Source organism: Chromobacterium phragmitis, assembly GCF_003325475.1.
GTDB classification, from domain to species: domain Bacteria; phylum Pseudomonadota; class Gammaproteobacteria; order Burkholderiales; family Chromobacteriaceae; genus Chromobacterium; species Chromobacterium phragmitis.
Genome location: NZ_CP029495.1, coordinates 3,933,641 through 3,946,497 on the forward strand (window position 1 = coordinate 3,933,641; position 12,857 = coordinate 3,946,497).

Below are 12,857 nucleotides of genomic sequence, written 5' to 3' on the forward strand. Positions count from 1 at the left end.
CGCCCCTTTTGCATGTTCTGCTATATCGGTTCTCCGGTTCCGCCGGTCGCGGCCAGCCCGCGCCGCCGCAGCCGGCTGACATCGATGGTGCCGGCGGCCCGCGCGCGCAATTGGCCGCAGCCGCCATCCACGTCCTGGCCGGCGGAGTCCCGCACCTTGGTCAACACGCCGTTGTCGTGCAGATAGCGCTTGAAGGTTTCGACGCGCTCGGGCGACGGGCGCTGGTAGCTGTCCCCCTCCACGCTGTTGTAGGGAATGATGTTGAGCACGCCGTACTTGCCCTTCAACAGCCGAACGGCTGCGTCCATTTCCTCCCGGCTGTCGTTGACGCCGGCCAGCAGCGTCCATTGATACTGGATGGGGTAGCCGACGCGGCGGGCGTAATCTTCGCCCAGCGCCACCAGCTCGTCGGGCGCGAGGCGCGGCGCGCGCGGCAGCAGTTGCGCGCGCAGGTCGGCGCGGGTGGTGTGCAGGGATAGGGCCAGCGCCGGCTTGACCTCCAACTGCGGCAGGCGCTCGAACACGCGCGGGTCCCCCACCGTGGAAAACACTAGGTTCTTGTGGCCGATGTTGCCGTCGGTGCCCAGCCACTGAATGGCGTCCAGCACATTGTCCAGATTGTGGGCCGGCTCGCCCATGCCCATGAACACCACTTTCTTCACCGGTCGGATGCGGCGGGCCAGCGCCACCTGGGCGGCGATCTCCGCGCTGCCCAATTGTCGCAACAAACCGCTTTTGCCGGTCATGCAGAAGGTGCAGCCCACCGCGCAGCCCACCTGGCTGGACACGCACAGCCCATCGCGCGGCAACAGCACGCTTTCCACCATTTGGCCGTCGCCCAGCGCCACCAGCAGCCTCAAGGAGCCATCCTCAGCCTCATGCCGCGAGTGAATGCGCGCGAGGCCCTCCATTCGGGCGGCGATGGGCGGCAGGCCGTTGCGGACCGATAGCGGGAAATAGTCTTCGCTTTTCTGGTGGCGGGTGCCGGCGTCCAGCGGCTGGCCCCTTAGCCAGGCGCGATTGATGCGGCCGATATGGCAGGGGAGCGCGCCGATGCCGGCGAGAGCTTGATGGAAATCCTGAATACGCATGCTTCTGACTATTGGTTATGTAGGCTGCTTTGCCTGGGTGGAGCGAGGAAGGCGAGGGCGTAGGGTAACGCAAGCCATGTGCCTTTGGGAGAGAGATGCGCGATCCGGCCATTTTCATGAATTGTAAAGGCCAAGTCCCCCTGCGCGGGAGTTGTTCGATGTCAAGCCCGCAATCCGTATCGCGTGCACTGCAAATTGAATGCTCGATGCGGCATCCATTATGGTCGGGATGGTTTATTCACATGGTTCCAATCATTGCGGAATTTCATGCGTGTCTTCAGTTTTACTCAAGCTTTTCGGGGTTTGATTGATTGAGGGAAATATTTTGCCCGCGCCTATTTTGTCTTTTGCTGGCGCAGGATGGAGTAAATGGTCAATGTAATTGTCTTTTAATTATGGCAATTTTGTGTTCGCGACGAGGGGCTGTATTGATTGTTTTTTACTAAATCTGATTGTTGAGATGATTTTTTTTTGGATGAATGTTTCTGTTTTATTATTTGAGCTTGCATTTTAAATTTTTGGTTTTGGTTTTTAAGGATTGTTTGAATGCTCTTATTTGAGATTGTGAAAATAAATCCGATTTTTGTACATATTTATCATTAAGTTCTGTATTTTGACCTTGTTGATTATTTCATACGTTTGTTTGGAGTAGCTTGGTTCCCAAGTTTACCTGTCCTATTTGCCTGGTTTTGGCATGTAAAAAATCGGATTGACGATGGTTTCGCCTTGATTCTACGCTCTGCGCCATTCTTGCTTTGTAAAGGTGCTTAATTTCATTGATGTGAGCCAATGCGTGATTTCATTGCGCGCTGATGCTGCATGTGAATGGATTGAGCCAAGTCTGCGCTAGGGGGTGGGGTGTGGGGGATGTGATGGTTTTTAATGCGGCCGAACCTGGCTTGATCGAAAGAAGGCGCATTGCCAGGGACTTGTGCCATTCGATAAGCATTGCTTCGGGGGAGCGCGATGAGTTGTACCAAGCGCTATTTGGAAAAGTTGGGCAGGGGTTCGAGCTGTGGGGCACGGTATTTTGCGAGTTTGGCTGGAATATCAAAATAGGAAGTCAGGTATTTATCAACACCAATGGCGTATTCCTGGATGCATTTGATATCGATATAGGCAATCACGTCTTCATCGGGCCCAGTGTGGGAATTTATACCTCTAATCATGACCAGAATCCCCAGCGCAGGCGGGAGTATGTGGAATCCGGCGCGCCAGTGGTGATCGAAGATGATGTTTGGATTGGTGGCGGGGCCATTCTTTTGCCGGGAGTCAAAGTCGGCAAGGGTTCCATTGTCGGCGCGGGCGCTGTAGTCGCGCGATCGGTTCCGGCGTACAGCAAGGTTTTGGGCGCACGCTCTCAGGTTTATCCTCTTAATATGGAAGGTTGACATGTATCTTTATCAGTCTCGATTGAAAGACCAAATCATCCATTCGGTCAAAGATGTTCATGTGCATGCTGAGCAGGGAGTGTATGCGGATGCCATTTCCGGCATGTTCAATGTTCCATTCGGATATTCGTGCGACGCCATCAAACAACGCATTTCGCAGACGCTGAATGATTTGCCCTTCCATCCCAAAGACCACTTTTATTCCCAGGAGTGGTTTGAAGCGTCGGCCATGCTGCTGGGGCGGGCGAAGATGGACGATGGCGCGTTGCTTTACGTGAACAGCGGCTCCGAGGCGATAGAGTCCTCCATCGCCATGGCTCTGGAGTATCACCAGCGCAAGGGCAATCCCGGGAAGCGAAAGGTGATATGCCGCAAGCACTCCTATCATGGCGCCACGCTGGGGGCGCACAGCATAACCGGCCGCAATGATTTCCAGGAACTGAGAAACAGCGGCTATGACACGATACGCATACACCCGCCGTTTGCCGTGACCCATCAAGGCAAGCCGCTGGAACCGCACAGCGCGTCCGACGTGGAAAACATCATTCTGCAAAGCGGTCCGGAGCAGATAGCCTGCATCATTTTCGAACCGGTCAATCATTTGAAGGGCATGCGGCAGAGCGGCGGCGAGTATCTGGCGGGCATCCGGGAGCTGTGTGATCGCTACGATATCGTGATGATCACCGATGAAATCGTCACCGGCGCTTCTCGCACAGGCGATTTCCTCAATACGCATCGTTTCGGTGTGACCCCCGACATCGTGGCGCTGGGCAAAGGCATCAGCGGCGGTTATTACCCCGCTTCGGCCATGGCGACGTCCGCCAAGATCGCTTCGGTCTTCGAAAAGCGAGGGCCCTGGATTCCCTATTCGTACTCCCACACTTATGCCAGCAACCCGGTGTCGATCGCGTCCATCCATGCATCGCTGCAGGTATTGGAGCAGGTGGAGTCATCCGGCCAGCTGAGCCGCTTGATCGGCAAGGCGGCGGGGTTGACTCGCGAGCTGGCATCCAACGAACGCATCGCCAGGATCGAGGCCAGCGGACTGTTGATCGGCCTGACGTTGGATGAGCGCCTGGGCGCGGCGGCGGGGAAAAAGCTTGAGCAGCTGTGTTTCGAACGCAAGCTGATCATCCGCGGCGAGGAGAACTGGGCATGCCTGGCTCCCGCTTACGTGATGTCGGAAGACACGCTGACGGAAGCGTTCGAGGTGCTGAATGAATCGATCGACCATCTATAGGCCCGGCATGGAGAGCCTGTCGGCGCAATTGCTTGGCATCGAGGCTTGCCTGAGCGGACGCCGCGCCTTTCTGGACAGCGCCGAGCAGGCTCGGGCGCAGCGGGAAATCGAGGCCGGCCTGGCGCTGGCTGAGACGTGCGACAGCATCAATGCGCTGGCTGTCGCCATCGCAGGCCGCTTCGAGCCCTTCTATCGAAACGCGGGCGAATGCTTGGAACGCATTCACGAAATCGCCGGCTATGGCACGCTGGCGTCTTGCCTGTCGTCCTTGGACATCGCCGAAGCGCTTTTCGACACCGGGCTTTGCGACGCGTCCGGTGTGGCGTCGGCGAACCTGGTGATAGGCCGGGGCCATATCGCCCCCTTGTTTTACGCTTGCCGGCACCTGAGGCGGGGGATGCCGCTCGCGTTTCTCGCCGCGGTGCACGACAGGGTGCCATCCGTGGTCAACAAGGCGTATGGCTTCGCCTACGGCATGCGCCATAGCCTGGGCGAGGGCGTTGGCATCGCGCTCGGCAGGGCTCAGACCCATCGCGATCAGCGCGTGGTGTGCGTCGCCGGCGACGGGGAGCTGAACGAAGGCGTGTCCTACGAGGCCATACGGCTGATTGGCGAACTGGAAACGCGCAACCTGACGCTGATCGTAGACAGCAACGGAAAGGGCATCGACCCTTTGCCGGGCAAGCTCAGGCCAGCCTATCTGGCCGCCTATTTCGACCGGGTGCACGAGGTGGACGGCCACGACGCGGCTGCGATAGGCGAGCGCATGCGCGACGCGGAGCGCGAGGGGGTTTCCGCCGCCATCGTCTGCCATACCCGGAAGGGTTCCCATTCGTTCAAGCGAGAGGGCGCGAAGCCTGCCGCCTCGGCTGCTGTCGCTGCTTCCAAGGCCAGCTGCTGCAGCCTGACGGGGAATTTGATCGAGGAGGTTCGGGACGGCGCGCCGGCGCATATCTTCACGGCGGACCTCGCCGCGCGTTTTGGGCTCCAGCCATCTCACGGCTACTGCAATCTTGGCCTTGCCGAGTCTGCGTTGCTGACCGCCGCCATGGGCTGCCCGGAAGACGAGCTCAAATTCGTTTTGACCGACGATAAATATTATCTGAATGCGGTCGATGTCCTGCATTCGGCCTTGATCGGCAGCCGCAACCTGCATGTAGTCGCCGCGCGCAAGAACGGCGTATGGGGTGGTCCCACCTATGTTTCCACCATCTTCGGCTTGCTTGAGGACACAGTGTACGAGCTGACGGACCCCAGAGATTTGGAGGCTTGCATCAGACGGCGCCGGGCATCGGGGAGCAATGGCCTGTATTTATTGCACGATCAGCCTATGGAGCGGGTGCTGTCGCTGCGGGAAACGTATCGCAGGCTGTCCGACGAACTGTACGCGCATCAGCTGGAGCATGCCGCGGGCACGGTGGTCCTGTCTTCGGAGTCGATGGCTTACGAGGCCTTCCAGGCGGTGGACGGCAAGCGCTGCGCGCATATCCGGACTCTGTCCACGCGGCCCGACCTAGAGCGCGTGCGCAAGCTGCTGTGCGCCGCGGAGGAGGTTGTGGTGGTGGAGCACAATGGCTCCCGCTCCAATTTGGCGGAGTACGTCGAGGCCACGCTGCTCATCAGGGTCAAGAAAATCTATAGCGACGCCTATGAATGGCCTCGGATAGAGACTTTCCAGGCTGCGGCCGCGCCGCGCAAGCTCGAGGCTTTGCTGACCGAGCCTTCTTGCGCGCTGGCGGGATAGCCGCCGCGCCGCGACCGTCCTTTTCCCATTTTATTGTTTTTCCGAATCCCGAACGGGCTTCGGCAACCCCTGTATTGCCCAAGGAGTGAGAAGTCATGACGCAGGAAAACGCAAAACACGGCAAGTTGGCAGGCAAGACCATGATCGTGGCCGGCGGCGCCAGAGGCATAGGCGCCGCCATCGTCGAGGCGCTGGCCCGGCGGCAGGTCAAGGTTTGCATCTTCGATACCGACCGCGCGCCGACAGCCACGAATCATTATCAGAGCCGGGACATCAGCGGCTATCAGGCCGCTTGCCAGCTGGCCGAGACGTTGACGGCACAAGGCTTGTCGGTCAAGGCCATGGCGGTGGACGCCACGGCTGAGGCGCAGGTGACGGAGGCCGTTGGCAACGTGGCCTACGCGGCGGAAGATTTTTACGGACTGGTGAACGCCATCGGCAGCAGCCACGTGGCCAATGCGGTGGACTCGTCGCTGAGCGAGTTTGAGGCCATTCTGCAGACCAACTTGACCGCTCCCTATCTGACCTCCCGCGAGGCGGGGCGCGCGTTGATCCGGCAAGGCAAGGGCGGCGCCATCCTGAACATCAGCTCCATCGCAGCGAAGGCCGCCTTCCCCGGCATTTCCGCATATTGCGCGGCCAAGGCCGGCCTGCAGGGTTTTTCCGGCTCGCTGGCGCTGGAGCTGGCGCCCCACAACATCCGAGTCAACTGCGTGTGCCCTGGCATCGTCAAGACCAATATGTGGAAGTACCTGGAAAATCAGCTGATGGCGCCGGAGGAGAACCTGGCGCAATTGTGGGCGAGGATGGAAGGCTTGATACCGCTGGGACGCACCCAGACCGCGGAGAACATCGCGCGCTTCTGCGTGGCGATACTCGAAAACGAGGACATCACCGCCCAGTCGCTGTCGGTGGACGGCGGGATGAATCTGCATGGCTGACGACCCGCTAGGGGGCGAGATGGCGCGGCATCCGGCGACGGCGCCGCGCATCTGCGGCCAATCATTCGAGGCCCGGCGCTGCGCGAGCCTCCAGTACCGCGACGGCGCGCTGTCTTTAGGCAGCGAGCCCGGCGGCGACGGCTTCAATATCCCAGGGCTGCACCAGGCCGACAGGCTGGGGACGGCGCTTGCGCCGATGGCGGGGCCATTCACCCTGGCCGCCGATGTCAGCGTGGCCAGCCAAGGCAAGTTCGACGCCGCCGGATTGTTCATCGAGGCGGCCGGCCACAGGCTGAAATTCGGGGTGGAGGAATACGGCGCGGGCAAGAAGCTGGTATCCGTCCATTCCGCTCCTTACAGCGACGAGGCCAATGGCATCGATGTCGGCGACGCCCCGATCAGGCTGTTTGTGACGCGCAGCGCGAATGTCTTTTCCTGCTATTCAAGGGCAAGCGATGGCAGGATCGCTTTTCATCGGGCGTTCTACGTGGAGGCTTGCCCGGATGAGGTGAAGCTCGGCTTCTGCGTGCAGTCGCCGTTTTCGGAAGGGGCGGTGGGGCGTTTCGTCGACATCTCGATTTCGGACACGGGCATGGAGCCTATCAGGGAGTAAGAGGATGAAGCACCAAGAGCGCTGGCTGATCGTTTCCGATTTCGACGAAACCTTCATGCCAGCGATGCAATCCCGCGAGCCGGACGCCGGCATCGAAAGGCTGCAAAACCGGTTGGCCGAGCTCAAACGCAGCCATCAGCTACTGTTCGGCTGGGCCACCGGCAACAGCCGGCGCGCGGTGATGGAGAAGATGCGCCGCTATCCCGACTTCCCATGGGATTTCGCCTTGACCAGCCTGGGCACGGAGTTGTACTGGCGACGGCCGGACGGCGTGGCGGAGGACGAGGAGTGGCCTAGCGGGGCCGGCGCGGCGTTCGAGCCGAGGATGGCGATGCTGGTCGAGCTGTTCGAGCGGCACGGCCTGGCTTTGCAGGCTCAGCCCGACGCCTTCCAGCAGAAACGCATCCGCGGTTATTACCTGCCGGCAGATGGCCGGGAGCGCGAATCGATCGAGCGGATTCATCGTCTTTGCGCGCAAGCGGGGCTGGCGGCCTCCATCACCTATGCCAGCCCGGCGGCGGGCGATCCCGAAGGCGTTTACGACGTGGCGATCTTGCCGCCAGGTTGCGGCAAGAAGCAGGGCGTGGACTTCATCGCCGGGCTGCGCGAGGTGGACCCCCGCCGAGTGATCGTGTTCGGCGACAGCTGCAACGACATCGAAATGCTGCGCGGCTACGAGCACGGCTACCTGGTGGGGAATGCCCTGGATGAAGCCAGACGGGCATTTGGCCGGGTGGTGAAGGGGATTTACTGCCACGGCATCGTTGATGGCTTGGAACAACATTTCTGACAAGGGTCCTTCATGGAAATCGAAAGCGCGGCGCGGCAGGCGCGCCATAGCGACAAGCAGATATTCGACATATATTTCGGTTTTCTTCATAGCTATGCCTTGCTGTTCGCCGATGAGGTCCGGCTGTTCGAACTGCTGCGCCGCGAGGCATTGACTCTGGATCAAATCTCGGCGGCGACGTCGCTGCCGCCTCGTTCGGCCCAGGCGTTGGCTTCCCTGTGCGCGAGCCTGGGCCTGCTGGAAAAGCGGGGAGAGACGTTTACGCTCGCTTCCCTGGCGGAAGCCTTTCTCACCCGCGAGGCGGAAACGTCTTTTTGCGGGGTGCTGGCCTCGGCGAGAAGCCAGGCGGCGGCTTTCTCCTACGACTTCTTCAAGGCTTCGTTGCTAAAGGGCGAGTCGCAGCTGTTCGGCGGGACGGATCTATTCGACAACAACGCCCAGGATGCGGAGCACTGCGAAATCTTCACCCGCGCGATGCACAGCAAGAGCAAGGGACCGGCCCGGGCCTGGGTGGAGAAGATAGACCTGTCGAACCATGCCTGCCTGCTGGACGTGGGCGGCGGCTCCGGGGTGCACGCGCTCAGCGCGCTGGCGCGTTGGCCGCAGCTGCGGGCCGTGGTGTTCGACCTGCCCCCGGTATGCGCGGTCGCCGACACCTTCATTGAGCAATACCGGATGCAGGAGAGGGCGCGGACTTGCGGCGGGAATATCTGGGAAACCGCCTATCCGGCCGCCGACGCGCATTTCTACAGCGACATCTTTCATGACTGGCCGCTGGAGAAATGCCTGTTCCTGGCACGGAAGAGTTTTTCCGCTTTGCCGAGCGGCGGCCGCATCCTGTTGCACGAGATGCTGTTCAACGCGCAAAAAACGGGGCCGGGCAATGTCGCGGCATACAACGCCAACATGCTGCTCTGGACCCAGGGCCAGCAGCTGTCTGCGCCGGAAGCGACGGGTTTGCTGCAGGCCGCGGGCTTCGCCGACATCGCGACGCGTTCGACGGGGTATGGAGACTGGAGCCTGGTGACGGGCGTCAAGCCCTAGGGCGATGCGGGGAGGGCGCCTGCCTGGCGGCTCTCCCGGCGCAAGAATGTCTCCGCGGACACGCTCCGCCTTCCATTGGGCCTTGTTGAGAAGCCGATACATGATTCCAATCCGCTATCGCATTTTGTGCATCTACTCCGCCATGCTGGCGATGACGCAATTCCAGTGGATGCGTTTCGCCCCCATTACCGACCTGGTGGCGTCCGGTTACGGCATTAGCTACGGCCAGGTGGGCGCGTTGTCGCTGGCTGTCACCGCGCTGGCCTTGCCCTTGGCCTTGCCCGGCGGCGGCATGGTGGACCGGTTGTCGGTACGCGCCTGCTTGAGGATGACTGCCGCCGCCATGCTGTTGGCGGCGTTTATCCGCGTGGCGCGGCCGCAGTACGCGTTTTTGCTGGCTGGCCAACTGCTGTTCGGCTTTGTCCAGCCTTTGACCATGTCTTTGCTGGTGAAGCTGATGCTGGTCTGGTTTTCGCCCAGCGAGCGCGACAGAGTGTCTGCCTTGTCCAGCATGGTCATTTTCCTGGGAATCGGCGCCGCTTTCGTGCTGGTACCGTTAACGGAGCCGGGACATGTGGCCGGTTCTTTGTGGCTGGATGTCGTTTTGTTCGGAGCGATAGCCATCCTGACCTTCGCGTATGTGCCGCGCGACCACTTGCCTGCCGGCCTGGATGCCGGGCATGAGCCGATTGGCCGCGCCTTGTGGACAGATAGTCTGGCTCTCATCCGCACGCCGTCCTTCATGGCGGTGTTGCTGATGATTTTTCTGACCAATGGCTATTTTTCCGCCATCACCACCTGGCTGGAGCCGATTCTGGCACGTCGAGGCGTGGATGCGCAGACATCGGGACTGGTGGTGGTTTTCATGCTGGCTGGCGGAATGGCGGGCGCGGCGCTGATCATGGCCTTGATTCGAGCCGGAGCCGCTGCCGGGCGCGTGCTTTCGGGTGCCGCGCTGGCTGCCGGATTGGGCACGTTGTGCCTGTTTTACAGCGGCTGGTTTCCATTGCTGGCGTTTGCCGGGCTGATCATCGGAGCGGCGTTGCTATCGCCGCTGCCTTTGCTGTTGGGGAGGGTAGCCTGCATCGCTGGCCGGCGGCGCTCCGGCATGGCGACCGCTATTTTCTGGCTGGTGGGCAATATCGGCGCGACGCTGATGATAGCGGCTCTGGGCGGCGCGGCGGATGATGGCAACTGGCAAAACGCCGCCGTGTTGTTGTGTCTGCTGTTGCTGGCGCAGATCGCGACTTCCCTGTTGGGGTTTCGGCCGATGCCGGCAGGTCCCGAACGGGCGTGATCGTTTCGCCAGCGCGTCCGGGCGTGCCGGCATGATAGATGTGTTGTTGAAAAAACACGCCCATTGCCATTTCTTTGGCATTTTTGATCCGGAAAGGCGGGGCGGGCACGGGGGCGAAGGCTAGCGGCGAGGCGGGATAAATGCCAATGGATTTTCGAGGGGCGCGTTTCGACAGCGGCATCTTTGTTTACAAAAGCAGCTGTCGCAGCGCATGCGTCTCCGCGGAATGGCCGCTTGGCGGAGGCATTGTCGGCGCGCGCGTTTACATGAAGGAAAAAATCCTCCGCATGGCGCGGCGGGCTGAGGCGTATTCCATTTTTTCGATCCGGTTTTCGCCTGGAAAAGATGAAGCCGGCTCGGCGCGGCGCATGGGTGGACAGCGCGGAGAAGAGGGCGGTAACTTGGCGTTTCTCGTTCGAGAGCCGTTGGCAAACCCTGTCCAGGCGTTTTGCCCGCGGCTCTCTTTTTGAATGGGGGCCGGGGGCCGCAAATTCATCGCTTACAACACCTGAGTCACAGCATTTCTCCAAGACGGCGAAGTTGGGATCCAAATCAGGGGCGGCGCCCGGATTCCGCACTGGAGAAATAGATGCTTACCTTTGCAGGACTTGCCATCATCGTCACCGTGGTATCGCTGCTGATACTGCGCAAACTCGCCCCCGTGGTCTGTCTCACCCTGGTTCCCTTTCTAGGCGCTTTGCTGGCGGGCTTCGGCTTTGCCGACATCGGCAAGTTTTACGGCAGCGGGCTCAGTTCCGTGGTCCAGGTCGCCACCATGTTCATCTTCGCCATCACCTTTTTCGGCGTGATGCAGGACACCGGCGTGTTTCGGCCCATCGTGAACGGCATGGTGCGGGTGTCGGGCGGCAACGCCGTGACGGTGGCGGTGTGCACGGCGGTGGTGGGCATGCTGGCCCACCTGGACGGCGTGGGCGCCACCACTTTCTTGTTGACCGTGCCCACGCTGCTGCCGCTGTACCGCCGGCTGGGCATGAACCCTTATCTGATGATGCTGTTGCTGGCGCTGGGCGCTGGCATTCTCAACATGATGCCGTGGGCCGGACCGCTGGGCCGCGCCGCGGCGGTGACGGACCTGGACCCGGCCAAGCTGTGGCAGCCGCTGATACCGCTGCAACTGATAGGCGCGGCGCTGCTGGTGGCGCTGGCTTTCGGACTGGGAATGCTGGAGGCCAGGCGTTTGCGCGGGCAAGCGGCAGTTGCGCCGGAGACGGCGGACGAGGATGACGGCGCCGGTTTGCCCAAGCGTTTCTTCGTCAACGCCGCGCTGTTCTTGGCGGTGATCGGCACGCTGGTTTCCGGCATTCTGCCTTCCGGCTACGTGTTCATGATAGGCCTGGGCGTGGCGCTGGTGATCAACTACCCCGATGTGGACGATCAACTGGCGCGCATCCGCGAGCATGCGCCCAACGCGCTGCTGATGGGCGCCATCATTCTGGGCGCAGGCACCTTCCTGGGGGTATTGAACGGCAGCGGCATGCTCAAGGCGATAGCCGGCGACCTGGTGCATGTGCTGCCGGAGGGCGCCGCGCCGCATCTGCATTTGATCCTGGGCGTGTTCGGCCTGCCGCTGGACCTGGTGCTGAGCACGGACGCCTATTACTTCGCCTTGCTGCCGGTCATTCTGGAAATCGTGTCCGGCTACGGCGTGGAAGCGCCGGCGGCCATCTACGCGCTGATGATAGGCAATGTGATAGGCACTTTCGTCAGTCCGTTCTCGCCTGCGCTGTGGCTGGGCCTGGGCCTGGCCGGGCTGGACATGGGGCGGCACATCCGCCATTCGCTGCTGACCATGTGGCTGTTTTCGCTGGCGCTGATGGGCGTGGGTTTCGGCCTGGGTTTGATGGCGCCGGCCTAGCCGCTGGGAGCTTTCGGCCGGGCTTGGTTCCCGGCCGCAGGCTGCTATACCTAATGAACTTGCCTGGATAGTCCTTGTTGCTTCATTTCCCGCGGCCCGCCAGGGTTGCCGGCGCGAACGCGAGGGAGGCGGTTCGACGGGAGACGCGACATGAGGAAGGTGAGCAGCCTGATGCTGGGCAACGAGATGTTCCAGCAAAGCTATTTCAAGAAGCACGAAGAGCAATTGCAGGACCTGGTGGAGAACGGGCAGCACCCCAAGGCGCTGTACATCGGCTGCGCGGATTCGCGGGTGGTCCCGTCGCTGTTCACCAATACCCCGCCCGGGCAGCTGTTCGTGCTGCGCAATGTCGGCAACTTCGTGGCGCCGTACAAGCCGGACGAGGACTACCATGCCACCGCCGCCGGCATCGAATACGCGGTGAACGCGCTGAATGTTTCGGAAATCATCATCTGCGGGCACACCCATTGCGGGGCCATCGCCGCCTTGTACAACCCGATAGACGCCAAGAAATTCATTCACACCCGCAAGTGGCTGACGCTTGGCTTCCAGGCCAAGGACATCGCGCTGAAGACGCTGGGCGAAGGGGCGGACAAGAATCAGCTGTATTCGCTGACGGAAAAGTTGTCCGTGGTGTCGCAAATCCAGAACCTGCTGACCTACCCCTACGTGAAGGAAAAGGTGGACCAGGGCGCGCTGCACCTGCACGGCTGGATGTACGACATCGAAACCGGCGCGCTGGAATATTACGATCCGGACGCGCGGGAGTTCGTGTCGCTGAAGGGCAAGGCCGCGCGGTGACCACGCGCGCGGCCCATGGTTTTGGAGCT

12 protein-coding genes are annotated in these 12,857 nt (G+C 61.2%); 11 read left to right on the forward strand and 1 reads right to left on the reverse strand.

The window, feature by feature from the left end:
* Nucleotides 1-20 precede the first annotated feature (20 nt).
* Entirely contained in the window at nucleotides 21-1,091 is a 1,071-nt protein-coding gene (locus tag DK842_RS18665) for an RNA methyltransferase (protein ID WP_114062803.1), read from the reverse strand.
* 812 nt (nucleotides 1,092-1,903) lie between these two features.
* Here DK842_RS18665 and DK842_RS18670 point away from each other — a divergent pair.
* From DK842_RS18670 to DK842_RS18715, 11 genes are all read left to right on the forward strand, one after another.
* Nucleotides 1,904-2,482 carry a sugar O-acetyltransferase gene (locus DK842_RS18670; protein ID WP_114062804.1) on the forward strand — a complete coding sequence of 193 codons (579 nt, stop codon included), beginning with the start codon at nucleotides 1,904-1,906 and terminating at the stop codon, nucleotides 2,480-2,482.
* Nucleotides 2,483-2,585: 103 nt separating this feature from the next.
* A complete protein-coding gene (locus DK842_RS18675) occupies nucleotides 2,586-3,722 on the forward strand; it encodes an aminotransferase class III-fold pyridoxal phosphate-dependent enzyme (protein ID WP_232538527.1) in 1,137 nt (378 codons plus the stop codon).
* Nucleotides 3,700-5,466: a 1-deoxy-D-xylulose-5-phosphate synthase N-terminal domain-containing protein gene (locus DK842_RS18680; protein WP_232538528.1), complete on the forward strand. Its 1,767-nt coding sequence runs from the start codon at nucleotides 3,700-3,702 to the stop codon at nucleotides 5,464-5,466. Before DK842_RS18675 ends, DK842_RS18680 begins: the two co-directional genes overlap by 23 nt.
* A gap of 95 nt (nucleotides 5,467-5,561) precedes the next feature.
* Nucleotides 5,562-6,407: an SDR family NAD(P)-dependent oxidoreductase gene (locus DK842_RS18685; protein ID WP_114062806.1), complete on the forward strand. Its 846-nt coding sequence runs from the start codon at nucleotides 5,562-5,564 to the stop codon at nucleotides 6,405-6,407.
* Nucleotides 6,400-7,020: a DUF1349 domain-containing protein gene (locus DK842_RS18690; RefSeq protein WP_232538529.1), complete on the forward strand. Its 621-nt coding sequence runs from the start codon at nucleotides 6,400-6,402 to the stop codon at nucleotides 7,018-7,020. The genes DK842_RS18685 and DK842_RS18690 overlap by 8 nt, the downstream gene beginning before the upstream one ends.
* A gap of 4 nt (nucleotides 7,021-7,024) precedes the next feature.
* The gene (locus DK842_RS18695; protein WP_114062807.1) at nucleotides 7,025-7,810 is read left to right on the forward strand and encodes an HAD family hydrolase; all 786 of its coding nucleotides are present in this window, start codon (nucleotides 7,025-7,027) and stop codon (nucleotides 7,808-7,810) included.
* 12 nt (nucleotides 7,811-7,822) lie between these two features.
* A complete protein-coding gene (locus tag DK842_RS18700; protein WP_114062808.1) occupies nucleotides 7,823-8,854 on the forward strand; it encodes a methyltransferase in 1,032 nt (343 codons plus the stop codon).
* A 100-nt stretch (nucleotides 8,855-8,954) separates the two neighbouring features.
* Complete coding sequence (locus tag DK842_RS18705; protein ID WP_168191716.1) at nucleotides 8,955-10,151, forward strand: MFS transporter; 1,197 nt, start codon at nucleotides 8,955-8,957, stop codon at nucleotides 10,149-10,151.
* A gap of 146 nt (nucleotides 10,152-10,297) precedes the next feature.
* Nucleotides 10,298-10,621, forward strand: coding sequence for a hypothetical protein (locus tag DK842_RS23115; protein ID WP_145964084.1), 324 nt, complete (start codon nucleotides 10,298-10,300; stop codon nucleotides 10,619-10,621).
* Between the two features lie 119 nt (nucleotides 10,622-10,740).
* Nucleotides 10,741-12,027 carry a CitMHS family transporter gene (locus DK842_RS18710; RefSeq protein WP_114062810.1) on the forward strand — a complete coding sequence of 429 codons (1,287 nt, stop codon included), beginning with the start codon at nucleotides 10,741-10,743 and terminating at the stop codon, nucleotides 12,025-12,027.
* 150 nt (nucleotides 12,028-12,177) lie between these two features.
* Nucleotides 12,178-12,828, forward strand: coding sequence for a carbonic anhydrase (locus tag DK842_RS18715; RefSeq protein ID WP_114062811.1), 651 nt, complete (start codon nucleotides 12,178-12,180; stop codon nucleotides 12,826-12,828).
* The last annotated feature ends 29 nt before the right edge of the window (nucleotides 12,829-12,857 follow it).